This window comes from Mycolicibacterium pyrenivorans, from assembly GCF_025821625.1.
GTDB lineage: Bacteria > Actinomycetota > Actinomycetes > Mycobacteriales > Mycobacteriaceae > Mycobacterium > Mycobacterium pyrenivorans.
In genome coordinates, this window is the sequence record NZ_JACKSH010000269.1 from 16,321 (window position 1) to 40,414 (window position 24,094).

26 protein-coding genes are annotated in these 24,094 nt (G+C 68.3%); 16 read left to right on the top strand and 10 right to left on the bottom strand.

All coding sequences use genetic code 11. From position 1 onward, the window contains the following. The first annotated feature begins 41 nt into the window (after window positions 1-41). Window positions 42-1,070, top strand: a complete 1,029-nt coding sequence (locus H7I57_RS29510; protein WP_264028073.1) for a GGDEF domain-containing protein — start codon at window positions 42-44, stop codon at window positions 1,068-1,070. A 24-nt stretch (window positions 1,071-1,094) separates the two neighbouring features. Beyond that, on the top strand, window positions 1,095-1,811 hold the full coding sequence (locus tag H7I57_RS29515; protein WP_264028074.1) for a hypothetical protein: 717 nt from the start codon (window positions 1,095-1,097) through the stop codon (window positions 1,809-1,811). Here H7I57_RS29515 and H7I57_RS29520 read toward each other — a convergent pair. The 3 genes from H7I57_RS29520 to H7I57_RS29530 form a co-directional block, all read right to left on the bottom strand. Then, window positions 1,768-1,962, bottom strand: a complete 195-nt coding sequence (locus H7I57_RS29520; protein ID WP_264028075.1) for a ferredoxin — start codon at window positions 1,960-1,962, stop codon at window positions 1,768-1,770. The two genes, H7I57_RS29515 and H7I57_RS29520, sit on opposite strands and share 44 nt — an antisense overlap. Next, window positions 1,959-3,167 (bottom strand): cytochrome P450, encoded by a 1,209-nt coding sequence (locus H7I57_RS29525; protein WP_264028076.1) that lies wholly within the window; start codon window positions 3,165-3,167, stop codon window positions 1,959-1,961. The genes H7I57_RS29520 and H7I57_RS29525 overlap by 4 nt, the downstream gene beginning before the upstream one ends. A 76-nt stretch (window positions 3,168-3,243) precedes the next feature. Continuing rightward, a complete protein-coding gene (locus H7I57_RS29530; protein ID WP_264028077.1) occupies window positions 3,244-5,361 on the bottom strand; it encodes an MMPL family transporter in 2,118 nt (705 codons plus the stop codon). 62 nt (window positions 5,362-5,423) lie between these two features. On the opposite strand from H7I57_RS29530, the gene H7I57_RS29535 reads away from it, so the two are divergent. Genes H7I57_RS29535 through H7I57_RS29560 form a run of 6 tightly spaced genes read left to right on the top strand, consistent with a single transcriptional unit; the run spans window position 5,424 to window position 9,666 of the window. Next, window positions 5,424-5,954 carry a MarR family winged helix-turn-helix transcriptional regulator gene (locus H7I57_RS29535; protein WP_264028078.1) on the top strand — a complete coding sequence of 177 codons (531 nt, stop codon included), beginning with the start codon at window positions 5,424-5,426 and terminating at the stop codon, window positions 5,952-5,954. Beyond that, window positions 5,951-7,165: a formate-dependent phosphoribosylglycinamide formyltransferase gene (purT, locus tag H7I57_RS29540; protein WP_264028079.1), complete on the top strand. Its 1,215-nt coding sequence runs from the start codon at window positions 5,951-5,953 to the stop codon at window positions 7,163-7,165. The genes H7I57_RS29535 and purT overlap by 4 nt, the downstream gene beginning before the upstream one ends. Next, window positions 7,162-7,608 carry an Rv0361 family membrane protein gene (locus tag H7I57_RS29545; protein WP_264028081.1) on the top strand — a complete coding sequence of 149 codons (447 nt, stop codon included), beginning with the start codon at window positions 7,162-7,164 and terminating at the stop codon, window positions 7,606-7,608. The genes purT and H7I57_RS29545 overlap by 4 nt, the downstream gene beginning before the upstream one ends. A 19-nt stretch (window positions 7,609-7,627) precedes the next feature. Next, entirely contained in the window at window positions 7,628-8,041 is a 414-nt protein-coding gene (locus tag H7I57_RS29550; RefSeq protein ID WP_264028082.1) for a rhodanese-like domain-containing protein, read from the top strand. Beyond that, the gene (locus tag H7I57_RS29555; protein WP_372510490.1) at window positions 8,038-9,261 is read left to right on the top strand and encodes an O-succinylhomoserine sulfhydrylase; all 1,224 of its coding nucleotides are present in this window, start codon (window positions 8,038-8,040) and stop codon (window positions 9,259-9,261) included. The genes H7I57_RS29550 and H7I57_RS29555 overlap by 4 nt, the downstream gene beginning before the upstream one ends. Beyond that, window positions 9,262-9,666 (top strand): hypothetical protein, encoded by a 405-nt coding sequence (locus H7I57_RS29560; protein WP_264028084.1) that lies wholly within the window; start codon window positions 9,262-9,264, stop codon window positions 9,664-9,666. On the opposite strand, the gene H7I57_RS29565 is transcribed toward H7I57_RS29560, so the two are convergent. From H7I57_RS29565 to H7I57_RS29575, 3 genes are read right to left on the bottom strand one after another with little or no spacing between them, the layout of a single operon-like run. Beyond that, window positions 9,630-10,538: an SDR family oxidoreductase gene (locus tag H7I57_RS29565; RefSeq protein ID WP_264028085.1), complete on the bottom strand. Its 909-nt coding sequence runs from the start codon at window positions 10,536-10,538 to the stop codon at window positions 9,630-9,632. The genes H7I57_RS29560 and H7I57_RS29565 overlap by 37 nt on opposite strands. Before the next feature lie 52 nt (window positions 10,539-10,590). Further along, complete coding sequence (locus tag H7I57_RS29570; RefSeq protein ID WP_264028086.1) at window positions 10,591-11,268, bottom strand: maleylpyruvate isomerase N-terminal domain-containing protein; 678 nt, start codon at window positions 11,266-11,268, stop codon at window positions 10,591-10,593. Next, window positions 11,246-12,037, bottom strand: a complete 792-nt coding sequence (locus tag H7I57_RS29575; RefSeq protein WP_264028087.1) for a DUF899 domain-containing protein — start codon at window positions 12,035-12,037, stop codon at window positions 11,246-11,248. Before H7I57_RS29575 ends, H7I57_RS29570 begins: the two co-directional genes overlap by 23 nt. A gap of 81 nt (window positions 12,038-12,118) precedes the next feature. Between H7I57_RS29575 and H7I57_RS29580 the strand changes: the two genes are divergently transcribed. From H7I57_RS29580 to H7I57_RS29595, 4 genes are all read left to right on the top strand, one after another. After that, complete coding sequence (locus tag H7I57_RS29580) at window positions 12,119-12,451, top strand: ArsR/SmtB family transcription factor (protein WP_264028088.1); 333 nt, start codon at window positions 12,119-12,121, stop codon at window positions 12,449-12,451. Then, window positions 12,448-12,894 carry an SRPBCC family protein gene (locus H7I57_RS29585; RefSeq protein ID WP_264028089.1) on the top strand — a complete coding sequence of 149 codons (447 nt, stop codon included), beginning with the start codon at window positions 12,448-12,450 and terminating at the stop codon, window positions 12,892-12,894. Before H7I57_RS29580 ends, H7I57_RS29585 begins: the two co-directional genes overlap by 4 nt. Window positions 12,895-13,046: 152 nt before the next feature. Beyond that, window positions 13,047-13,544: a GNAT family N-acetyltransferase gene (locus H7I57_RS29590; RefSeq protein ID WP_264028090.1), complete on the top strand. Its 498-nt coding sequence runs from the start codon at window positions 13,047-13,049 to the stop codon at window positions 13,542-13,544. 10 nt (window positions 13,545-13,554) lie between these two features. Continuing rightward, window positions 13,555-13,845, top strand: coding sequence for a hypothetical protein (locus H7I57_RS29595; RefSeq protein WP_264028091.1), 291 nt, complete (start codon window positions 13,555-13,557; stop codon window positions 13,843-13,845). A 1-nt stretch (window position 13,846) separates the two neighbouring features. Here H7I57_RS29595 and H7I57_RS29600 read toward each other — a convergent pair whose 3' ends face one another. Further along, on the bottom strand, window positions 13,847-14,593 hold the full coding sequence (locus tag H7I57_RS29600; RefSeq protein WP_264028092.1) for an MBL fold metallo-hydrolase: 747 nt from the start codon (window positions 14,591-14,593) through the stop codon (window positions 13,847-13,849). Window positions 14,594-14,642: 49 nt separating this feature from the next. On the opposite strand from H7I57_RS29600, the gene fgd reads away from it, so the two are divergent. From fgd to H7I57_RS29620, 4 genes are read left to right on the top strand one after another with little or no spacing between them, the layout of a single operon-like run. Next, window positions 14,643-15,653, top strand: coding sequence for a glucose-6-phosphate dehydrogenase (coenzyme-F420) (gene fgd, locus H7I57_RS29605; protein ID WP_264028093.1), 1,011 nt, complete (start codon window positions 14,643-14,645; stop codon window positions 15,651-15,653). 18 nt (window positions 15,654-15,671) lie between these two features. After that, complete coding sequence (locus H7I57_RS29610; RefSeq protein ID WP_264028095.1) at window positions 15,672-16,643, top strand: endonuclease/exonuclease/phosphatase family protein; 972 nt, start codon at window positions 15,672-15,674, stop codon at window positions 16,641-16,643. Window positions 16,644-16,660: 17 nt separating this feature from the next. Then, window positions 16,661-18,757 (top strand): phosphate acetyltransferase, encoded by a 2,097-nt coding sequence (pta, locus tag H7I57_RS29615; RefSeq protein ID WP_264028096.1) that lies wholly within the window; start codon window positions 16,661-16,663, stop codon window positions 18,755-18,757. Further along, the gene (locus H7I57_RS29620; protein WP_264028097.1) at window positions 18,754-19,959 is read left to right on the top strand and encodes an acetate kinase; all 1,206 of its coding nucleotides are present in this window, start codon (window positions 18,754-18,756) and stop codon (window positions 19,957-19,959) included. Before pta ends, H7I57_RS29620 begins: the two co-directional genes overlap by 4 nt. Here H7I57_RS29620 and H7I57_RS29625 read toward each other — a convergent pair. The 3 genes from H7I57_RS29625 to H7I57_RS29635 all read right to left on the bottom strand — a co-directional run bounded on the left by H7I57_RS29625 (window position 19,894) and on the right by H7I57_RS29635 (window position 24,086). After that, the gene (locus tag H7I57_RS29625; protein WP_264028098.1) at window positions 19,894-20,358 is read right to left on the bottom strand and encodes an STAS domain-containing protein; all 465 of its coding nucleotides are present in this window, start codon (window positions 20,356-20,358) and stop codon (window positions 19,894-19,896) included. The two genes, H7I57_RS29620 and H7I57_RS29625, sit on opposite strands and share 66 nt — an antisense overlap. A 459-nt stretch (window positions 20,359-20,817) precedes the next feature. Then, entirely contained in the window at window positions 20,818-23,124 is a 2,307-nt protein-coding gene (locus H7I57_RS29630) for a serine/threonine-protein kinase PknG (RefSeq protein WP_264028099.1), read from the bottom strand. Beyond that, window positions 23,124-24,086 (bottom strand): glutamate ABC transporter substrate-binding protein, encoded by a 963-nt coding sequence (locus H7I57_RS29635; protein WP_264028100.1) that lies wholly within the window; start codon window positions 24,084-24,086, stop codon window positions 23,124-23,126. The genes H7I57_RS29630 and H7I57_RS29635 overlap by 1 nt, the downstream gene beginning before the upstream one ends. Between the last annotated feature and the right edge of the window lie 8 nt (window positions 24,087-24,094).

A 24,094-nucleotide genomic window follows, 5' to 3' on the forward strand; every position in this document is an offset into this window, starting at 1 on the left:
GGTGGCGCCAACCCTTCGAGTTCGATTGGACCGTAAGGCATATGCGCGCCCGCGGTGTCCTGCGGGTGCATCAGGTGTTCATCGGCGGATTCAGCCTGATGTACGGGCTCACCGCACTGCTCACGGTCTTGGGGGGATTGGTCGACGGCGGCCCGCCCGGAGGCCGGGTGGTCGTGCTGTCGATCGCCATCAGCTCGGCGGTGTTGGGCGTGATCTGGATTCTGGGGCCGTGGCCAACCGAGCGTGGGTCGGCAGTGTTCGCGCTCTACGCCGACGTCGCGGTGTTCGCGGTCATCGCGTGGTGTCAGGATGCGTTCACGGCGATGCCGGGCCTGGCCCTGCTGGCCACCAATGGCATCTACATCGTGATCGGTCACGGCCCGCGGGCGCTGCTGGCGCATCTGGTCTTCACGGTCCTGGTCTTCGGGTGGTTCTACGTGCTGGCCATCGCCCAGGGCGAGACTTCGGCTGCGGTGGTCACGGTGCGTCTGCTGGTGCTGTTGCCGACGGTGGTCGGTGTACCGGTGATCGTGCACTCCTACCTGCTGACGCTGCGGATGGGTGCGGTCGATGCGCTGATCGACCCACTGACCCGGCTGCTCAATCGGCGTGGCCTCGACGTCGACGGCGAGGAGCTGGTGTTGGCGGGCGAGGGACATGTCAGTGTGCTCGCCGTCGACATCGACAAGTTCAAAACCATCAACGACAGTCACGGTCACGACGCCGGTGACCGCGTCCTGGTCGCGGTGGCCAACGCCGTGCGGGATGCGGTATCGACCGCCGGGGTGCGTGCGGTGATCGCACGCACCGGTGGCGAGGAGTTCGTCGTGGTGATCGACGCCGGGCACCGCGACGTGCTGCGGGTGGCCGGGCTCGTACACGACGCTCTGGCCCGGTGTGACGCCGCGGTGGTGCCGACGGTGAGCATCGGCGCGGCGACCGGCCGCATCGAGGACGGCGACACGGTCCGCGAACTCATCGAGCGCGCCGACACGGCGATGTACCGCGCCAAGAATGCCGGCGGCAACCGCACGGTGACGGCCGGCGACGCCGTTGCGGCCGGGGATTGACCTTCGGCGTGCCACGATGGGGCGGTGACGCATCCGGTTGACCGCGGCCTCCGCCGCCTCTCGACACCTCGGGCTGCGGCGTTCGCCGGTGTGCTGTTCGCGCTGCTGTTCGGGGCGGCGCTGGTACTGATCCGCACCGCGCTGCCCGCAGGCGGAGCGCTCGGGTCGCAATGGGTGGACGGGGCCGATGGGCGCCTGCGGCTCGCGGTGCTGCTGATGCCGTTCGCGGGAATCGCGTTCCTGTGGTTCATCGGCGTGGTGCGCGACGGGCTCGGCACGTTGGAGGACAGGTTCTTCACCACGGTGTTCCTCGGTAGCGGCCTGCTTTTCCTCGCGATGGTCTTCGTCTCCACCGCCGCAGGCGCGGGGCTGCTGGCCAGCAAGGAGTTCCTGGCGGAGGCAGGCACCCGCACCGAGGTCGCCGCCTTCGGCCAGGGGTTCCTTATCGCGCTCACCAACACCTACGCGCTGCGGATGGCTGCGGTGTTCATGATGTCGCTGGCCACCATCTGGTTGCGGACGCGCCTGATGCCCGGCTGGTTGGTGATCGTGACTTACCTTGTCGCGCTGTGTGTTCTGGTCGCCAGCGACATCAGCCTGTGGATGACGGTGGCGTTCCCGGTGTGGGTACTGGTGGTCAGCCTGGTGATGCTGGTGCGTTCCGGGGTGATCGACCTGCCGGGCGACGACGGTGAGGTCAGTCCTCGACGATCGCCAACGCGGTCGCCGGACACAGCTTGACCGCCTCGCGGGCATGGTCTTTCTCGTCTTCGGGGACCTCGTCGACGAGCACCACCACGATGCCGTCGTCGTCCTGATCGAAGACCTCGCCGGCGACCATGACGCAGTTGCCCGCCTGGATGCACAGCTCCCGATCGGCCGAAACTCTCATCTCCAGCCCACCTCCAACGACTTCAGACCGTAGATGAAGTGGAACGAGCGGAACTGCACATCGTCGAATTCCTCGGCCAGTGACAGCGTGGGAAATCTGCGAAGCAGCGCGGGGAACGCGATCTGCATCTCCATCCTGGCCAGCGGCGCGCCGAGGCAGTGATGCACACCGTGACCGAACGCCAGATGCCCTGGCGCACCGCGGCTGATGTCGAAGGTGTCCGGGTTGTCGATGAAGTGCCCGTCCCTGTTGCCCGACGGCAGGGACGCGAACACCAGTTCCCCGGCGGGGATCGACACCCCGGAGATCTCCACCTCGGTGGTGGTGATGCGCGGGATCGCGGTCTGCACGATCGACAGCCAGCGCAGCAGCTCCTCGATCGCGGGTGCCACCGCGGCGGGATCGTCGCGGACCGCCGCCAGTGCTGCGGGATGGCGCAGCAACGCCAGGGTGCCGAGCCCCAGCATGTTCGACGTCGTCTCGTGGCCGGCCAGCAGCAGCAGGCCGGCGACACCGATGAGCTCGTCGTCGGTCAGTTCATCGCCGTGCTCGCGGATCAGCATGCCGAGGATGTCGTCGCCCGGACGGTCCCTGGCACCTTCGACCAACGAACGCATGTAGGCCCTGCCCTGCTTCTGCAGTTCGAGGCGTTCGGGTATCGGGATGGACAGGTCGAGTTGGCGTGTGCTGCGGCGCTGAAAATCGTCGCGGTCGGCATAGGGCACACCGAGCAACTCGCAGATCACCAGCGACGGGATCGGCAGGGCGAAGTGCTCCACCAGGTCGGCGGGCGGGCCCGCGGCTTCCAGCGCATCCAGGTGTTGGTCGACGATCTCGACGATGCGCGGCTGCAGTCGCTTGATCCGCCGGATGGTGAACTCGGGGGTGAGCATGCGGCGCAACCGTTGATGCTCGGGCGGATCCAGACCCAGCAGGTTCCCGGCCCGGGCGCTGGCCTGCTCCTCCTCGGACTGCGGGGGCGCCCCCGGAACCACGAACCCAGGGGGACGGCCGTTGGAGAACCTGGCGTGGTCCGACAGCACGGTCTTGACGTCCTCGTAGCGGGTGACGAGGTGGACCTGCATGCCGAAGGCGTTGGTGACGGTGGTGACCCCGGCTCCCTCCCGGACGGCGCGCAGTTCGGGTGTCGGGTCGAACGCGTCGCGCCGCATGTGCAGCGGCGGCAACGAGGGAGCTTGAGTCATGCATTCGACGGTACTCACGCCCGCGGGGAACGGCACCGACCACAAAGACGGCCCAAACGTCGGCTCGCCGTCGGGGCTACGTATCCGCAGCCGTCCGAGTGCGGTGGCGACCTCCTGGCGGTCCACCGCCGGGACGGGGGTCCTCGTCCTGCAGTGCGGGCCACCAGATCCTGGGCCCGATGAGCGTGAACAGCGCCGGGATGATCACGGTCCGCACGACGAAGGTGTCCAGCAGGATGCCCAGGCCGACGATGATGCCGACCTGGGTGAGCACGATCAGGGGCAGCACGCCGAGCACGCAGAACACCGCGGCCAGCACGATGCCCGCGCTGGTGATGACCACGCCGGTGGCCGACACGGCCCTGACGATGCCGTCGCGTGTGCCGTGCTGCGGCGTCTCCTCCCTGGCGCGGGTCACCAGGAAGATCGTGTAGTCCACGCCGAGGGCCACCAGGAACAGGAACGCGAACAGCGGGGCGGTGATGTCCAGCGCCGGAAACCCGAACACGTGCACGCTGACCCAGCCGCCGAGGCCGAGCGCGGCCAGCGCGCTCAACACCGTCACCGCGACCAGGATCAGCGGCGCCAGCGCGGACCGCAGCAACACGTACAGCACGAGCAGAACCACCGCGAGGATGGCAGGCACCACGATCGCCCGGTCTCGTCCGGCCGCCGCGGAGGCGTCCCTCGCCTTGGCGTCGGATCCGCCGACGAGGCCGTCCGCATCGACCTGGTGGACCGAATACCGCAGCGCGTCAACGGCTTCGAACGTCTCCTCGGAGGCCGGGGCGGCGTCGAGGACGACCGACCATTGGCTCAGCCCATTCGGTGCGGTGCCCGTCGGGGTGGCCGACACCACGCCGGGGGTGCCGTCGATCGCGCGCTGCACCTCGGCGGCCCGGTCGGTCGAGGCGATGACGCGGGTGGGGTCGGTCAGGCCGCTGGGGAAGTGCGCCGCCAACGTGTCGTAACCGCTCACCGATTCGGCCTGGACGCGGAACTGCTCGGTCTGCGACAGGCCGATGGGTGTGCCGAGCAATCCCGTGCACAGCAGTGCCAGCGCGCCGATCGAGACCGCGGCCACCCGGGCGGGCCGCCGTGCGACGGCGGAGGCCACCCGGTGCCAGATCCCGCTGTCGGTGAGCGCCTCGGCCCCCACCCGGGGAATGAACGGCCAGAACAGCTTCCGGCCGAACAGGCCGAGCAGCGGAGGCAGCACCAGCAGCACGAACACCGCCGCCACCACCAGGCCCGAGGCGGCCTGGATCCCGAGGCTGCGGGTGCTCGGGGACGATGCGAAGAGCAGCGTCAGCAGGGCCAGCACCACGGTCGCGTTGCTGGCGACGATCGCGGGTCCGGCGCGGCGGACCGCCGTGTTCAGCGCGTCGTGATGGGAGGGGTTGCGGCCCAGCTCTTCTCGGTACCGCGAGATCAGCAGCAGCGCGTAGTTGGTGCCCGCGCCGAACACCAGGACACTGGTGATGCCCGACGTCGACCCGTCCGGGGTCATCCCCACGGCTTCGGCGACCGCCGAGCCCGCGACGGAGGCGACCCGGTCGGCGAAGCCGATCACCAGCAGGGGCACCAGCCACAGCACCGGGGAGCGGTAGGTGATGATCAGCAACAGCGCGACCACGGCTGCCGTGACGATGAGCAATGTGACGTTCGCCCCGGAGAACGAGTTGGCGATGTCCGCGCCGAAGGCCGGCCCGCCGGTGACCTCGGCGCGAAGATCGCCGGGCAGCCCGTCGGCCGTGGCGGTGCGCAGCGCATCGACCTGGTCGTTGAGCGCGAACCCCGACAGGTCCGCCTGCAGGGGCACGGTGGCCACCGCGGCCTCGCCGTCCGCCGACACCTGCGTCGGCGGCCCTGTGACATCTCCCGTCGCTTCGCTCGCCCCTGCCGTCGCCCCGGCGCCGGCGACGGCCAGCATCCGGTCCCGTGCGCTGTTGGCCGCCTCGACGTCGGCTGGGGTCAGCGACGCACCGTCGCCGCGGCTGACCACCAGGATGGCCGGAACGCGGTCACCACCCGGGAACTGCTTGCCGGCGGCCTCGGCTCGGGCGGACTCCGCGCCGGACGGGACGGGCACCGGCGACTGCTCGGCCGAGTCGCCGCTGCCGACGAGCCCCATCAGCGCGCCGGACAGGGCGACGATGACGAGTGCGATCACCCAGGACAGTCGACGGGTCATGAACCCGAATATTTCAAATAATTAACAATTAAGCAATCGAATGTTCTGGCTATGGTGGAGCCGTGCACAACGAAGATCGGGCGGCTCTCGAGGCGCTGATCGCTGCCGATACCCGCGCCCTGACGGCCGAATCAGACCAGATCGGGCACCACTTCGCGGGTCTCCACACGCTGACGGCCAACGATTTTCGCGCACTGCTGCACGTCACGGTCGCGGAGAACGCCGGCGCACCCTTGACGGCCGGTGAGCTCAGAAGCCGGATGGGGATGTCGGGCGCGGCGATCACCTACCTCGTCGAACGAATGATCGCTTCGGGGCATCTGCTGCGGGATTCCCATCCCGCGGATCGCCGCAAGGTCATGCTGCGCGTCGCCGACCACGGAATGGAGGTCGCGCGGGACTTCTTCACGCCGCTGGCAGACCACACCCGCGACGCGCTGGCGGGCCTTCCCGACGGCGACCTCACCGCGGCGCACCGTGTGTTCGCCGCGCTGATCGAAGCGTTGGGTGCCTTCCGTGCGCAACTCGACGGCCCGCTTGAGCATGGCGTGACTCATCGCGCCCCGGGTTCTGGCAGGGTGGACGGTCGATGAGTGACACGACAGAAGGCGACACCGCGCCCGCGCCCGAGCCCGCCGCCGCGCCCGTCCCGGGTTCGGCTTCCGTCCTGCTGCTCGGCGCCGGGGACCGCAGCCGCGAACTCGCATTGGCCTTCCAGCGCCTCGGCGCGGAGGTCCGCGTCGTCGGGCGACACCCCGACGCGACCGACGCCGAGGCCCTCACCGCCCTCATCGACGAGGCGAAACCCGACTACGTGGTGGCCGACGCCGGCGCGATCGCCACGGACGCGCTGATCACGATCGCCGAACGCGGCGACGTCGAGGTGTTCCCCACACCGCGCAGCACCCGGCTGTCGCTGGACGGTGAGGGGCTGCGCCGCCTCGCGGCCGACGAGCTGGGGCTGCCCACCGCGCCGTTCTGGTTCGCCGGTTCGGCGGCCGAGCTCACCGCGATCGCGCAGCACGCGGGCTTCCCGTTGGTCGTCAAACCGGTCGCCGCGGCTCCCGGCGAGGGGGAGTCGGTGGTGTTGAGGCCCGAGGACGTCGAACCCGCCTGGCGCCGCGCCGTCGCGGGGGGCCGGCTCAGCATGCAGCGGGTGATGGCGGAGACCGTGGTCGACGTCAATGTCGAGGTGACGATGTTGACGGTGCGCACGACCGGCCCCGCGGGCCCGATCGTGCACTTCTGTGAGCCGATCGGCCACCATCAGTCCGACGGCGGCGACACCCTTGAATGCTGGCAGCCCCAGCAGCTCTCGCCCGCCGCGCTGGACGCCGGGAAGTCGATCGCCGCGCGCATCGTCAACTCCCTCGGCGGCCGCGGGGTGTTCAGCGTCGAGTTGCTGGTGCGCGGTGACGAGGTGTACTTCGCCGACGTGCGGCCGCGCCCCCATGACAGCGGGCTGGTGACCTTGCGCTCGCAGCGGCTCTCCGAGTTCGAGTTGCACGCCCGGGCCATCCTCGGCCTTCCCGTGGACACCATCATGATCTCGCCGGGCGCGGTCGAGGTGCGCTACGCGGGTCCGCAGTCGGAGGGCGCCGTCATGGAGGAAGGGCAGGTGCGCGGCGTGCTGGCGGACGCGCTGGCCGTCGCCGAGAGCGACGTGCGTCTGTACCGTCCACCCGATTCCACCGACGTCACCGCCAGGCCCTGGCTGGCCCTGTCGATGGCGACCGCACCCGATCCGATCGTGGCGCGCGACCGTGCCCGCCGGGTCGCGACCGCGCTGCGCAGGCTCCGGTGACCGAACCGTCCGAGACATCGTCCGACGGCGGGACCGCCGGTCCGTTCCTGGGTGCGCTGACGATCATCGTCGCCGTCGTGATCGCAATCTGGCTGTTCAACGTGTTCGACGGTGATGACCTCACCGACGACCAGCAGATCGGTCGCGCCGTGGTCGCGCAGAACGACGCGCTGCAGCGGCAGGACTACGCCGACTTTCGTGCCTACACATGCGCCGAACAACACGGCGTGGAAGAAGAACTTCTTGCCGGACAACGCAATTCGGTGGCACAGCGAGGTGAGCGCTTCGTCGACGGGACGACCGCCGTCACCATCGACGGCGACCGGGCCACCGCCGATGTCACCTACCACTTCGACAAGGACCCCGACGCCACCGAGACGGTGGAGATCACCTTCGCGCGCCAGGACGGGGTGTGGAAGGTCTGTTCGACCGGTCCCCGTTAGCTGTGGGAGACTCACGACCGTGAGTTACGCGGGAGACATCACGCCTGAGGAAGCCTGGAAGCTGCTGAGCGAGAATGGCGATGCCGTTCTCGTCGACGTGCGGACCGAGGCCGAGTGGCGGTTCGTCGGGGTGGCCGACCTCTCCGGCCTCGATCGCGACGTCGTCTACGTCGAATGGAACCGCACCGACGGCACCCGCAACGACGGTTTCGTCGACGACCTGGTGGCCTCGGGCGTCACCCCCGGTGAGGCGCCCGTGGTGTTCCTGTGCCGCTCGGGCAACCGCTCGATCGGTGCGGCCGAGGCCGCGACGGAGGCCGGTATCGCCCCGTCCTACAACATGCTGGACGGCTTCGAGGGCGATCTCGACGAGAACAAGCACCGGGGCAGCACCGGTTGGAAAGCGGTCGGACTGCCTTGGAGACAATCGTGAACGAGCCGGTGCCGTCGGTTCGGGTACCGGCCGAACTGCCCGAAGGCGTCAGTCAGGAGACCATCGGCGTCCGCGGCGGCTTGTTGCGGTCGGGCTTCGAGGAAACCGCCGAGGCGCTCTACCTGACGTCGGGCTACGTCTACAAGACGGCAGCCGACGCGGAGAAGGCGTTCACCGGGGAGATCGACCGCTATGTCTACTCGCGCTACGGAAACCCGACGATCTCGATGTTCGAGGAACGGCTGCGCCTGATCGAGGGCGCGCCCGCCTGCTTCGCCACCTCCAGTGGGATGTCGGCGGTGTTCACGGCGTTGGGTGCGCTGCTGGGCGCCGGTGACCGGTTGGTCGCGGCGCGCAGCCTGTTCGGGTCGTGCTTCGTCGTCTGCAACGAGATCCTGCCGCGCTGGGGCGTGGAGACGGTGTTCGTCGACGGCGACGACCTCGCCCAGTGGGAGGAAGCGCTCTCTGACACTTCCAAACCCACCCGAGCCGTCTTCTTCGAGACACCGTCGAACCCGATGCAGCAGCTCGTCGACATCGCCGCGGTGTCCGAGCTGGCGCACGCCGCCGGGGCAAAGGTGGTGCTGGACAACGTCTTCGCGACGCCGATCCTGCAGCAGGGCTTCCCGCTGGGTGTCGACGTGGTGGTCTACTCGGGCACCAAGCACATCGACGGCCAGGGTCGCGTGCTGGGTGGTGCGATCCTCGGGAGCAAGCAGTACATCGACGAACCGGTGCAGAAGTTGATGCGCCACACCGGACCTGCGCTCAGTCCGTTCAACGCGTGGACGCTGCTCAAGGGTCTGGAGACGCTGGCATTGCGTGTGCAGCACCAGAATTCGTCAGCACACCGGATCGCGGAGTTCCTCGAGGCGCACCCCTCGGTGAGTTGGGTCAGGTATCCGTTCCTGGAGTCGCATCCGCAGTACGACCTGGCCAAGCGGCAGATGACCGGCGGCGGCACCGTGGTCACGTTCGAACTCGTCGGCGGCAACAAGGAGCGGGCGTTCGAGGTGCTCGACAAGCTGCAGATCGTCGACATCTCCAACAACCTCGGGGACGCCAAGTCGCTGATCACCCACCCGGCGACGACGACGCACCGGGCCATGGGACCGGACGGCCGGGCCGCGATCGGCCTGGGCGACGGGGTGGTGCGGATCTCTGTGGGGTTGGAGGGCACCGAGGATCTGATCGCCGACCTGGACCGGGCGCTGGCCTAGGTGTCCAAGCGGTCGGATGCCAAGAAGGCGCGCCGCAGGAAGCGACAGGCCTCCCGCGGTCAGAACTGGATTCCGGAGCGGGTGCTGGAAGAGCTCGAAATCGCCGCGGAGCTCGAGGATTTCGACACACGGCTCACCGAGCGCGGTTGGGTCTTCGGTGAGGACGCCGATGACGAGGTGGGAGTGTTCTGGCTGTGGCCGGCGTCGGCCGCCGAGGTCGACCACGAAGCCGAACGGGCGAATGCGACGGTGGTGCTGCTGACCCCGGACGACGGCGGGGAGATCGCGCACGTGGTGTTCGTCGGCGCCGACGAGGACTACCAGTTCGGTCTCGAGGAACTGTTCGAGCACATCGAGACGATCGAGGCCTACCGGATCGGCGAGCCGCTTCCGGTGTTCGGCTGAGGCTGCTTCTGGGTCTGCGTCGACCCCTCGACCACACCCTGTGCCGCCTGCGCGCGGTCCTCGTAGTTCTTCCGCTTGGCGGTGTCGAATTCGAGGAAAACGTTGTCGAGCCCGAGCTTGCGGTTCATCCAGCGCCGCCCGCGCGGGCCGAGCATCTGGGCCGCCTGCGCGGTGAAGCGCAGGAAGGGCGGCACCGAGACGTGGGTCTTCGGCTTGTCGAGCGTCTTCACGACGGCTGCCGCGATGTCCTCGGGTTCGACCGGTTTGGTGCCGGCCGTCTCCCTGGTGCCCGCGATCAGGTCGGTGTTGGTGAACGGCGGCATCACCACCGACACGTGCACGCCGTGCGGGGCCATCTCGTCGGCCAGTGCCGTGGAAAGTCCCACGACGCCGAACTTCGCGCCGACGTACACCACCTGGCCGGGCACGGGGATGACCCCGGACAGCGACGCGATGTTGATGATGTGACCACGGTGACGGGCGATCATGTCCGGCAGGGCCAACTGGCAGCCGGCGATCACGCCGTAGAGGTTGACCTCGATGGACGACCGGATCGCCTGCTCGGACTGGTCGAGGAACGGGCCGATGGGCATCACGCCGGCGTTGTTGATCAGCACGTCGATGTGCCCGCCGCCGTCGGTGCGCGCCTTGTCGAGGAACGTGGCGAACGACTCCCGGTCGGTGACGTCGAGCGGGTAGCCCGACACCGGTCCCAACTTGGTCAGCTGGGCCACCGCCGACTCCTGTAGGGCGACATCGCGGTCACCGATCACCACGCGTGCGCCACGCTTCAGCAGTGCCGTCGCGGTCGCGTATCCGATGCCCCGTGCCGCGCCGGTGATGGCGATGGTCTTGCCGGCGATGTTGTCCATGCGGCCGAACTTTACACGTGTCAAATTTTGGATGGAAGTCCGGAATCGACCGTCATTCGACGACGTCGGCGCGTGCGGGGCCGAACAGGCACAGGTGATCGAGTACCCGGGCGGGATCGCCCGACCAGTCCATCGCCGCCAGCTGAGAGCGGCTGCGGCGCCCCGTCCGCCAGCGAAGAGCTTCGAATCGTGTTGTGTGCAGCACGATCTCGACCCTGCCCTCCGGGTCGCTGTGATACTCGCGATCCTCAACCGCGACGCGCACCGGAACCGGAGGCCGAAGCATTGTCAGAAGTCTGTCGGCGGTCCACCTCACCGACTCGGCATCCCGCGCACCCGGTTTTCCGATGGCGCCGCGGATGTCGTGCTCGTGGCATGCGATGTCACCCAGCGGTGGCTCCCGGCCGGTGGTGCCGACCCGATGGTGCAGACGATCGGTGGCGTCGGACCAGGCGTGGAGGAGTTCGGTTTCGCCGAGGCCGCCGAACCGGCGGACGTGTTCGGCCGTCTCCTCGTCGGTCGGCGCTCCCGTCAACCGACCGTCGGCCCAGTCCTGGGCCACCGCCGTCAGGTGCGACACCACGTCTCGCACCGACCAACCCGGGCACGCCGGGACCGGCGATGCCCACACCCCGGCGTCGGACCCTGTCAGCAGCTGCGTGATCCGCGCCTGGGTGTGCCGGTAGACATCGGCAACCTGGCGGGCGTCAGCGGCCGGCACAGTGACCACACTCCGCAGGCTGCTGTCGTGGCGGGCGCGGATCCTTGGGGTCGTCCGGATCAGGGTCGCCGAACCAGCGTGACGGTTCGGTGTCGGCGTAGGTGTCGTGCCAGGACCACCATTCATAGGGTGCGGACTGTGGGTAACCCGCGGGTGAGTCTTCCCAGGTCTCCTGACGGCCGAGAGCGGTCATGTCGAGGAAGTTCCAGGTGTTGACGAAGGCCTCGTCGCCGCGGTTGTCGATGAAGTACGTGCGGAACACCTGCTCGCCGCCCTCGCCGGGCCGGCGGATGAACGCGTTGGTTCCGTGCCACTGGTCGACACCGAAGTCGACGTCGAAGGCGCCCTGCTCGTCGGGAAGCATGGTGTACCAGGGGATGTCCCACCCCATTCGGTCCTTGATGCGCGCGATGTCGGACTGCGAACCGCGGGAGGCATAGACGAGCGTGGTGTCGCGCGCGTTGAGGTGGGCGAGGTTGGGAATGTGGTCGGCCATCAAGGAACAGCCGACGCAGCCGTGCTCCGGCCAACCGCTGACGCCCGGGTCCATGAAGGCGCGGTACACGATGAGCTGACGACGGCCGGCGAACAGGTCGAGCAGGCTCGCGGGGCCCTCGGGGCCGTCGAAACGGTAGTCCTTGTCCACGGGTGTCCAGGGCATCCGTCGCCGCATCGCGGCCAGCGCATCGCGTGCCCGCGTGAATTCCTTCTCCTTGACCAGCATCTCCGCCAGCGCGGCCTGCCACTCGCGTGCGGTCACGATCTCCGGGGTGTTCACCGCCGCTCCTTTCTGATCGTTCAACAATTCGGTTGAATATCTCTTGTCAGGAGATCACGGCGTCCGGTTATAGTCAACAGAATGGTTGAAGATTCGGTGCTCGACCGGGCGTACGCAGCGCTCGCCGATCCCACGCGCCGTCACCTGCTGGAGACGCTGCGGCGCGGCGATGCCCGCATCACCGACCTGGCCGCCCCGTTGCCCATGACCTTCGCGGGGGTGTCGCGCCACGTCGGCGTCCTGGAGTCCGCGGGGCTCGTCCGGCGCGAAGTCCGCGGTCGTGAACACTGGTTGTCCCTGCAACCGGACGGGCTGGGCGCCGCGCGGCAGTGGATGGACGAGCAGACCGAGTTCTGGTCGGCCCGGGCCGACGCGCTGTCGGAGCGGCTGCGCAGGAAGGGGCGCGGCGAGTGAGCGAGGGCCCGGTCGGCCCTGTCGTCCACGTCCAACGTGTCCTTGCGGCCACGCCGCAGGAGGTGTTCGACGAATGGGTCGACCCCGAGGCCCTCAAGGACTGGATGTGTCCGCGTCCGTCCCGCTGTGTGGCCGTGGTCGTCGAACCGCACGTCGGCGGTCGGGTGCGGTTCGACGTCGACGACTCGGGCTCGCTCATCCTCATCACCGGGCAGTTCCTGGAATTCGACCCGCCGAACCTGCTGCGTTTCACGTGGAGTCATTCGGGCTGGGCGGATCCCACGGTCACGAGCATCGTCAACGTCGCGTTCGAACCCGTGGGCGACGACCAGACCCTGATGTCCATCGAGCATTCGCTTCTGCCGTCGGAGGCATTCGAGGATCACGACCTCGGTTGGACGGTCACGGCCGATCAGTTGGCGGCGCTGCTCCCGCGACGGTGAAGCCGGCTGTTCCGCGCTGCCGGCCTCAGCGACCGCAGTTATCCAGCACCCCCTACCAATTCCGCCCCGCCGACCACACCCCCGACTACGGGAACGACCCGCCACCCTTCTGACGGAATGCGGTGCGGCGGTCGGTGTTGCACAGTCATGTGATGTCCGTGCCAGCCGTGGGTGACTTGCGTTTCGTCGAGGTCGGCCAGGATGACCCCTTGGCCGCGCCGCTGATCGATGAGCTCGCGGTCGAGTACGCCGACCGGTACGGGGGATCCCGGGACAGAGTTCATGCGTGGTTGCGTGGATACCCCGGCGCTGAATTCGAGCCCCCGGGCGGCGGCCTGCTGATCGGCCTGCTCGGCGGCCGACCCGTAACCGGCGGCGCGTTCCGGCGATTCGACGACGCCACCGCCGAACTCAAGCGGATCTGGACCGACAGCCGTCACCGGCGCCACGGCCACGCCCGCGCACTGGTGGCACACCTGGAAGCTGAGATCGCCACGCGGGGCTACTCGCGGATCTACCTGACAACGGGAGATCGCCAACCCGAGGCCGAGGCGCTCTACCTGTCGATGGGATACACACGCCTGGCCGAACCACTGCCCGCCGAGGGCGAGGTCTATCCCATCGCCTTCGCCAAGAGGATCGGCCGATAGGCTTGCCGATGTGTCGCAGGCGACCGTTGGCTGGTTGATGCTGGCCGCTGCCGCACTGGTATTCGTGTTCGGCGGCGTGTCCCGCCTGGTCATCGGCCGCCGCCGCGAGACCAAGGCGGTCCGCGGCCTGGTGCACGCCTTCCGGCGCGCCGGCATCGCGCGGGTGCTGTTCGGGCGGTTCGAGGACGACGTGCTCGACGACGACGAACTCGACACGATGATCCTGATGCCGGCGATCGTCATCGCGTGCGGCCTCATCCTCACGGCGCTGTTCCTGCTGGGCTACGACACCCTCGTCTGATTCACGGCTCCGCCGTGGCGGCCTGAGCTCGAGCGACCGCGTCCCGGACCGGGCCCCGCCACACCGGCCCGTGACCCGGCAGCATCACCTCGGCGTCGATCGTGGCCAACGTCGCCAGGCTGCGCCTGCAGGCCTCCTCGTCGTGGTTGAACACCGACGGCAGCAGCTGCGGTCCCCGGCGGGGTGCCACGGGGTGGTCGGTGACCAGTGCGTCGCCGCTGACCAACACCCCGTCGACGACGTAGGAGCAGTGTCCGCCGGTGTGCCCGGGCGTCGGGATCGCCTTCGGTGTCCCGGGCAACTTCGCCGCGACGTCATCGGTCAGCGGCGCGGCGGTCGGGATGCCGTCGTGGGTCAGTGCGCCCTTGCGGATGATCGCCACCGACCACTTGAGCCACTTGGCCTGCCACACGTGGGCGGCCACCTTCACCGGTGATGCCTGTTCGAGGTACTCCCGCTTCGAGTGACCGACCTCGTCGACGTGGCAGTACACCGGGGTGCCGTACGTCTCGGCGAACCAGATCGCGGTCCCGAGATGGTCGATGTGGGCGTGGGTCAACAGGATTGCGCGCACGTCCCGGACACCGAAGCCGAGCTGGCGCAGCGACTCGAGGACGTCGGCACGGCTTCCGGGGAAGCCGGCATCGATCAGCGTCACCCCGTCTTCACCGGCGACCAGGGTCCAGTTCACCAGGTCGGTCTGCGCGAAGTGGACACGGTCGGTGACGGTCGTGAGAACCGGTGCCATCACGCGAGTGTAGAAAGAAGTCACGCGGACGTGAGGAGCAAAAGGGACAATGGCTGAACTGAAACTGGGCTACAAGGCGTCTGCAGAGCAGTTCGCACCCCGCGAACTCGTCGAACTCGCCGTCGCGGCCGAAGCGCACGGCATGGACAGCGCGACGGTCAGCGACCACTTCCAGCCCTGGCGCCACGAGGGCGGCCACGCGCCGTTCTCCCTGGCCTGGATGACAGCTGTCGGCGAGCGCACCGAACGCATGATCCTCGGCACCTCGGTGATGACGCCCACGTTCCGGTACAACCCGGCCGTCATCGCCCAGGCGTTCGCCACGATGGGGTGTCTGTACCCAGGCCGGATCTTCCTGGGCGTGGGAACCGGTGAGGCGCTCAACGAGATCGCCACCGGGTACGAGGGCGAATGGCCCGAGTTCAAGGAGCGCTATGCGCGGCTCCGCGAGTCGGTGCGGCTGATGCGGGAGCTGTGGCTGGGCGACCGTGTCGACTTCGAGGGCGAGTACTACAAGACCACGGGCGCCTCGATCTACGACGTGCCCGAGGGTGGCATCCCCATCTACATCGCCGCGGGCGGACCGCAGGTGGCCAAGTACGCGGGCCGCGCGGGTGACGGTTTCATCTGCACGTCGGGCAAGGGCGAGGAACTGTACAAGGACAAGCTCATCCCCGCGATGCGGGAAGGTGCGGAGGCGGCGGGCAAGAACCACGACGACATCGACCGGATGATCGAGATCAAGATCTCCTACGACACCGACCCCGAACTCGCGCTGGAGAACACCCGGTTCTGGGCGCCGCTGTCGTTGACGGCCGAGCAGAAGCACTCCATCGACGACCCCATCGAGATGGAGAAGGCGGCCGACGCGCTGCCCATCGAGCAGGTCGCCAAGCGCTGGATCGTGGCGTCGGACCCCGACGAGGCCGTCGAGAAGGTCAAGGACTACGTGGACTGGGGGCTCAACCACCTGGTCTTCCATGCGCCGGGCCACGACCAGAAGCGTTTCCTCGAACTGTTCCAGCGAGACCTGGAGCCCAGGCTGCGGCGCCTGGCCTGACGCGGCGAAACCCGCGAGATGATCCGGATTCTCGCGACGGTGCTCGGACTGCTGTCCCTGGCCGTCGCGGTCGCGGGGCTCGGCGCGCGGTACCTGCCGATCTCCGGGCACCCCACCCTGATCGTCGCCGCGGCCGCACCCTACCTCGCCACGGCGGCACCGGCGGCGATGCTGTTGTTGCTTCTGGGCAGGAGATGGCTGCTCACCCTGCTGGCCGTTGCGGTGACGGTAGGCCTGGTCCTGGTCTACCTGCCGCGTTACCAGAGACCTGCGGAGACGGAGACGGCGACGGTCGACGTCCGGGTGCTGACCGCCAACCTCGGTATGGGACAAGCTGATCCACGCACTCTGGTGGCCCTCGCCCGCGACGCCGCCGACATCGTCGCCGTCCAGGAGATGACACAGGATGCGGCCGACGGGTTGGTCGAGGCGGGGATGGACGCCGAGTTCCCGTTTCGCGTCGTGCTGCCCGCTGCGCTGGCGTCGGGGATCGGGATCTGGAGCAGGCATCCCATCGTGAACTCCGGGCGAATCGACGGCTACGCGCTGCCGATGCTGGGCACGCGGATCCGCATCCCCGGGGTGGTCGTCGACACCACGGTGCTGTCGATTCACCTTGCGGCGCCTTGGCCGCAGCCGATCGAGCAGTGGCTGCGGGACATCGCGTTGTTCCCCGACACGTTGCGGGAGGTGGGCCGTGACGCGGGCGCGGGCGCGGTGATCGTCGCAGGCGACTTCAACGCGACCGCCGACATGGCGCCGTTCCGGCGGCTTCTCGACGAGGGATACGGCGATGCCGGCGCCGACGCCGGGGCGGGCCTTGCCCGGACCTATCCCGGCCGCGGGAGAAGGCCACCGCTGATCGGCATCGACCACATCCTCGTCAAGAACGCCGCGGCGGCGTCGGCAGGCACGGTGGTGGTACCGGGAGCCGACCACCGCGGTCTGGTCGCCACGTTGCGCGTGCCGGTGGACATGACGGCCAGTTGACAGGCAGGCTTTGACGCGTGCCCGACGAGCCTCGATCCCAGAAATCCGCAATCTATGTAGCGTCCCCTGAGGGTGACACCGGGAAATCGACCATCGCGTTGGGGATCCTGCATCGGCTCACGGCGACGGTCGCCAAGGTGGGGGTGTTCCGGCCGATCACGCGGGTTCCCGGGGGGCCGGATCAGCGCGACTACATCCTCGAGTTGCTGCTGGATCACACCACCGCCGGACTGCCGTACGAGGAGTGCGTCGGGGTCAGCTACCAGCAGTTGCACGACGACCCGGACGCCGCCCTGGCCGACATCGTCGACCGCTTCCACCACGTGGCCGACCGGTGCGACGCGGTGCTGGTCGTCGGCAGTGACTACACCGACGTCGCGGCGCCGAGTGAGTTGTCCACCAACGCCCGGATCGCGGCCAACCTCGGCGCTCCTGTGGTGCTCGCCGTCAAGGCGAAGGGCCGCACACCCGACCAGGTCATGCAGGTGGTCGAGGTCTGCATGGACGAGATCGCAGCCCAGCACGCCTATACCGCCGCGGTGGTGGTCAACCGGTGCGAGCCGGCCCGGATGGCCGACGTCGCCGCCGCGCTGCAGAAGATCGCGCCGCGAAGCTACGTACTGCCGGAGGAACCGCTGATGGTCGCGCCGTCGGTCGCCGAGTTGCAGACCGCGGTCGACGGCGCGGTGCTGGGCGGCGACCCTGCGCTGCTGACCCGTGAGGTGATGGACGTGCTGGTGGCCGGCATGACGGCCGAACACGTATTGGAGCGGCTGACCGAGGGCGTCGCAGTCGTCACGCCCGGTGACCGCTCCGACGTCGTCCTCGCGGTGCTCAGCGCCCATGCGGCAGAGGGGTTCCCGTCGTTGTCGTGCGTCATTCTCAACGGTGGTCTGCCGCTGCACCCGTCGATCGCCTCGCTGGTGTCCGGGCTGGGCCTGCGTCTTCCGATCATCGAGACGGGATTCGGTACCTTCGAGACGGCCAGCAGGGTGGCCGCGACCCGCGGCCGGGTGACGACGCAATCCCATCGCAAGGTCGACACCGCCCTGGCGCTGATGGAAGCCCACGTCGACACCGCCGATCTGCTTGCGCAGCTGGCCATCTCGATGCCTTCGGTGGTGACCCCGCAGATGTTCACCTACCAGCTTCTCGACCGGGCGAGGTCCGACCGCAAACACATCGTGCTGCCCGAGGGCAACGACGACCGCATCCTCAAGGCGGCGGGCCGGCTGCTGCAGCGCTCCGTCGCCGATCTCACGATCCTCGGCGAGGAGACCCAGGTCCGTTCTCGCGCAGCCGAACTCGGCGTCGATCTGTCGAAAGCGACGGTCCTCGACCCGCAGACCAGCGAGCTTTGCGGTCAGTTCGCCGAGCAGTACGCGGCGTTGCGCAGCCACAAGGGGGTCACCGTCGAGCAGGCCCGCGAGATCATCCACGACGTCTCGTACTTCGGCACCATGCTGGTGCACAACGACATGGTCGACGGCATGGTCTCGGGCGCGCGGCACACGACCGCGCACACCATCAGGCCGGCCTTCGAGATCATCAAGACCACGGCCGGTGTCTCCACCGTGTCCAGCATCTTCCTGATGTGCCTGGCCGACGAGGTGCTGGCCTACGGCGACTGCGCGATCGTCCCGGACCCCACCGCCGAACAGCTCGCCGACATCGCGATCTCGTCGGCGCGCACGGCCGCGCAGTTCGGCATCGCCCCCCGGGTGGCGATGCTCTCGTACTCGACCGGTACCTCCGGTTCCGGCGCTGATGTCGAGAAGGTCAGGAAGGCCACCGAATTGGTGCGGTCGCGCGAACCCGAGCTGCTGGTGGAGGGTCCGATCCAGTACGACGCGGCGGTCGAGCCGTCGGTGGCGGCGACGAAGATGCCCGACTCCACGGTCGCCGGTCACGCGACCGTGCTGATCTTCCCCGACCTGAACACCGGCAACAACACCTACAAGGCCGTACAGCGCAGTGCGGGCGCCATCGCGATCGGGCCGGTGCTGCAGGGGCTGAAGAAGCCCGTCAACGACCTGTCCCGGGGCGCGCTCGTCGAGGACATCGTCAACACCGTCGCGATCACGGCGATCCAGGCGCAGGGAGTGCGGTCGTGACCCGCTCGGTGCTGGTGCTCAACACCGGGTCGTCGTCGGTGAAATTCGAGCTGCTGGAACCGGACTCGGGTGCCTCGCTGGCCGACGGCATCGTCGAGCGGATCGGTGAGGAGTCCTCGTCGGCGACCCTGTCCGCCGGGCGGGCCACCGCGTGCCGCGACGAGCCGGTGGCCGACCACGACGCCGCGCTGCGGACGGTGTTCGAGATGTTCGACGAAGCGGGCGCCCGTCTCGAGGACCTCGGTCTGGGAGCGGTCGGGCACCGGGTGGTCCACGGCGGCCCCGACCTGTACCGGCCGACCGTGGTCGACGACGCGCTGATCGCCCGCCTCCGGGAGCTGGCTCCGCTTGCGCCGCTGCACAACCCGCCGGCGATCCTGGGCATCGAGGTGGCGCGCCGGGCCCTGCCCGACGTGCCGCACATCGCGGTGTTCGACACCGCGTTCTTCCATGACCTGCCCGCCGCGGCGGCCACCTACGCCATCGATCACGAGATCGCCGCCGAGTGGCACATCCGGCGGTACGGGTTTCACGGCACATCGCACCAGTACGTGAGCGAGCAGGCGGCGGCATTCCTCGGGGTGCCGGTGGGCTCGCTGAGCCAGATCGTGCTGCACCTCGGCAACGGAGCCTCGGCGTCGGCCATCGTCGGTGGCAGGCCGGTGGAGACCTCGATGGGGCTCACCCCGATGGAGGGTCTGGTGATGGGGACCCGTTCCGGGGATCTGGATCCCGGGGTCATCACCTATCTGTGGCGGACGGCAGGCATGAGCGTCGAGGACATCGAGTCGATGCTCAACCGGCGGTCGGGCGTGCGCGGGCTCGGCGGGGAGATCGATTTCCGGGTGCTCCATCAGCGGATCGAGTCCGGTTCCGGATCAGACCGGGCGGCAGCACAATTGGCCTACGACGTGTACATCCACCGGCTGCGAAAGTACATCGGCGCCTACTTCGCGGTGCTCGGGTCGGTTGATGTCATCACGTTCACGGCGGGTGTCGGCGAGAACGACGCCGTGGTCCGGCGCGACGCGCTGTCGGGGCTCGCGTCGTTCGGCATCGAACTCGACGAGCACCTCAACGACAGCCCGGGCAGGGGAGCCAGGCGCATCTCCGCCGACGGGTCACCGACGACGGTGCTAGTTATTCCCACCAACGAGGAGCTTGCGATCGCTCGGGCGTGTGCGCAGGTACTTGCCGGCTGAGGTGCCTCGCGCCACGGGCAACTCGCGTGCCGGATCGCAGATTCGCAGCAGTCGCCAGACGTGGGGTCCCGCGAGCAGCGACCACTGCACCCCGGCGCGCGCACAGATGACGTTGATGTTGGACAAGGCGGCAAACCCCGATGCCGCGAAGAACTCCACTGTCTGCAGGTCGAGGACCAGCCGGCGGGAGCCGCAGATCCGTCGTTCGACGTAGCGGGCGAGCGCGCAGCTGTTCGTCGCGTCGATCTCGCCGTGGATGGTCACCAGTACCTGCGTCGGGGGGAGTTGGCATGCCGAGAAGGTGGCCCGGTGGTGCTCTTCCCGCAGGTCGAAGGATCGGGGATCGGCGCGGTATACCCGCTGCGTACTCGGTGCGGGCGATGATTCTGATGTGGACACGGTGGCCTCCCAGGATTAGGAACCGTCAGCCAAACTACGAGTTCGAACTGTCCGCTGCCGTCAGGGGATCAGGCCCTAGATTCTCAAAGCCGTCGCGGTGGTTGCCTGCGGCATCCGGTGCGCCGATGACGTCATCATTTTCTGATTGTTCTGGCCGATCATGTACCAGGTTGGCTCACGATACTACGGAATCAGTGGCTTGACCAGAAGTTTGGGTCGATCTCGATCGGGACCGCTCACCTGCATGTTTGCTGGTCGCGAACGCCGGGCTCAGCAAACACCGGTGGGCGTTGCGCCAAGTTTGACGTCTCAGCAACGGATTCCGCAGTTGCCGGGCGATTAGTAAAAAACATCAAACATGTGATCATTTTGGCCATGACGGCCGAACTCGACGGAAAAGTCGCCATCGTCACGGGCATCTGCAGACGCTGATCGACGTCGTCAGCACCTATATCGAGCTCAGAAGGTAGACATCGGGCGCACGCTGTTGGCCAGATCGACCAGTGCGTAGCGGTGAGCCTGCGTGGGCGCGACCCTGGCGAGACTGCGCAGGGAGGCCTCGACGCCGAGCTGAAGGCCGTGCTCGGTGAACGGGAAACCCAGGATGTGGTTGGTGCTGGCGGTGTTGTCGGCCAGCCAGTCCATCGCCGTGCCCAGCACCAGCGCCCGGATCTGCAGCACCCGCGGCTCACTGTCGGGCAGCGCCTCCACGCGGCGGGCGGCGTTGCGGATGTGCTGCTCGGTGATCTCACTGGAGGACCGTCCCGACAGCAGCGTCACCGCGCTCGTCAATCGCGCGGTCGTGAAATGCCGTGACGTGGCCGGGACTTCATCGAGGGTGCGGACCGCGGCGTCGCGTTCCCCCTCGGCCGACTGCGCGCGAGCCAAGCCGAACCCCGCCGAGATGACACCGTGGTCGGTGGACCACACGGTGTTGTAGAACTTGCGCGCGGGGGTTACAGAGATGTCCGAGCCCGCCAGCTCGGCGGTGGCCGCCAGCGCCAGCTTCGGTGCCAACTCACCAGGAAGGGTGTCCAGGACCTCGGTGAAATGCTTTGTCGCCGAGTCGTAGTCGGCGGTGAGCAGCTCCGAGACGGCGCGGAACCAGGTCAGCCGCCAGCGCCAGCCGACGCGCTCCGCGAGGTCGTCGAGCTTGCGGGTGGCCTTGCCGACGTCGCCGAGGTCGAGAAGCGCCCTGACCTCCATCAGCGGAAGCTCGACCGACTCGGTCAGGTCGATGCCTTCGGAGTCCAGCGCCCCGTGCCGGGCGGCGCGCAGCGAATCCAGGGTCTGCACAGGCTGACTCAGCACCGTCGCCGACAACACCGTCGCGCCGACATCGGTCGGATCCACCAGCGGAACCTGAAGCGCCTTGATGATCTCCTGCGCGGTGAGCTTCTCCGAGTGGACCTGACCGTCGAGGTAGACGTCGGTGTGCGCGACGAGCAGGTCCACGCCGAACGTCGACCTCGAGGGGCTGAACACCGTCGACAGACCGGGGCGCGGCATCCCGGTGTCCTGCGCCACGACCTCACGCAGCACACCCATCAGCTGACTTGCCGTCTCCTCGGCGGACTGGAAACGCCGGCGCGGGTCGGGATCGATCGTGCGGCGCAGCAGCCGGCCGAACGAGTCGTATTCGGCCAGAACGGGATCGTCCTCGGGCAGCCCGTCGACATAGCGTCCCTTGCGGGTGCGCAGGTGCAGCGTCAGCGAGGCCAGCGTCCGCCCGACCGTGTAGATGTCGGTGGCGACGGTGGGGCCGGTGCGCACGATCTCGGGAGCCTGGTAGCCGGGAGTGCCGTAGAGGTATCCGAACGAGTTGATGCGCGACACCGCGCCGAGGTCGATGAGCTTGAGCTGGTCCTCGGTGACCATGATGTTCTCGGGCTTGAGGTCGTTGTAGACCAGCCCGTTGGCGTGCAGATAGCCCAGTGCCGGAAGGATTTCGAGCATGAAGCCGATGGCCTCGGCGACCGGGAGCCGCGCGCCGTCGGTCTTCTTGTGGCGGGTGGCCTGCTTGAGCGACGACCCGCCCACGTACTCCATGACGATGTAGCCGACCGGGTTGCCGTGCTTGTCCTCGTGTTCGACGAAGTTGTAGATCTTGACGATCCCCGGGTGGGTCACCTCGGCGAGGAACTGCCGCTCCGCCATCGCGATCGCCTGGGCCTCGGCGTCACCGGAATGCACCAGGCCTTTCAGCACCACCGGACGGTCGTTGACGTTCTTGTCGAACGCCAGGTACACCCAGCCGAGTCCGCCATGGGCGATGCAGCCCTTGATCTCGTACTGGTCGGCGACGATGTCACCGACGGACAGTTGCGGCAGAAAGGAATACGCGCTGCCGCAGTGAGGGCACCAGCCCTCCGACAGCGCGCGCCCGTCCGGCGTCGAGCGCCCGACAGGCCGTCCGCAGTTCCAGCAGAACCGCTTCGACTCGGCGACGACGGGGTCGGTCATCAGCGCGGCCAACGGGTCCACCGCAGGCACCCGCGGGATCTCGACGAGGCCACCGCCGAGGCGGCGGGTGGGTGACACCGTGCGCATCACCGTTGTCGAGTGGTCCTGCGGTTCGGTGTCGCCGGTCTGCAACGAGTCGTCGTCGTCCTCGTCGTCGAAGTTGGGCCGGTACACCGCCTGGGTGGCCATCGGCCGCATCGTCGACATCGAATCGTCGGACAGGTCGGCGAGGTCGGAGTAGCTCGCGGGCTGGGTCCCCGGGTCCTCGTCGTGCTCTTCGACGTCCTGACGTTCGTCGGCCATCAGTCCGTGTACCTCGCGACAGGTGGGGAGGGTGCCGGTCCCAGCACCGTCAACCACTTGCGGTACAACGTGTTCCACGTGCCGTCCCGGCGGATCCGTTCCAGCGTGCCGTTGACGAACCGGACCAGGCCGGTGTTCTGCAGGTTGATGCCGACGCCGTACGGCTCCTCGTTGAGCGAGGAGCCCACGATGTGCAGGTAGGGATCCTGGGACACCAGCCCGGCCAGGATCGCATCGTCGGTGCTGACCGCGTCGACCTGACGCTGCTGCAGCGCGACCAGGCAGTCGGCCCACGTCACCACGCCGACGATCAGCGGCGGCGGGGTGATCTGCTGGATCCGCTGCAACGACGTGGTTCCCTTGGCGACGCAGACCCTCTTGCCGGACAGGTCCGATGCTTCCCTGATCGTCGAGTCGCGCGGGGCCAGGATCCGCTGGTTGGCCGTCAGATACACCGTGGAGAAGTTCACCAGCTTCTTGCGCTCGCACGTGATCGTCATGGTCTTGACCACCACGTCGACCTGGTTGCTCTGCAGCGCCTCGATCCGGTCTGCCGACGACAGGATCCGGTACTCCACCTGAGACGGGGTTCCGAAGATGTCGCGGGCGATCTCGCCGGCGATGTCGACGTCGAAGCCGGTGATCTCACCGCTGATCGGATCGCGGAAGCTGAACAGGTTGCTGCCGATGTCGAGCCCGACGAGCAGTCGACCCCGCGCCTTGATGTTGGCGACCGCGTCGTCGGCCTCGGCCTTGGTCTCGAACGGCCGCAGGCTCGCCCGCCGGTCGCAGTCGTCGTCCACCGCGGTGGACGGCCGCGCAGGCTCCGGCGCCAGTTCGTCCATCCCCGACGGTGTCGGCGGCGCCAACGTGACAGCGGGGGTGGCGACCATCGGCGTCGCCTGCGCGCACCCGCCCAGCAGCAGTGCCGCCGCGAGAAGAGCTCCCAGTGTCCTGTTCATGTGTCCCC